General features: G+C 30.1%; 1 pseudogene. It reads left to right on the top strand.

Annotated features, from left to right (window positions below):
- A pseudogene (locus tag V7126_RS06260) lies at positions 1-229 on the top strand (glycosyltransferase family 2 protein); the annotation flags it as partial.

Below are 229 nucleotides of genomic sequence, written 5' to 3' on the forward strand. Positions count from 1 at the left end.
ATATTCGTTAGATATAATTTAAAATACTTGGATCATATGTTTATTTCTATTAATCGGCCGAACGATGGCACTAAAAAAATATTAGAGAATTTATCAAAAGAAGGATTACCGATAACCCTTTGGGAAGACAACGACCCTTCATTTGAACAAAACAAAAAAACTACAGATGCATATGCTAGAATTTCAAATGAATTTAATTTTGAAGCAAGAATTTTTGGAGATGCGGATG

This window comes from Bacillus sp. JJ675 (assembly GCF_036963165.1).
GTDB lineage: Bacteria > Bacillota > Bacilli > Bacillales > Bacillaceae > Bacillus > Bacillus glycinifermentans.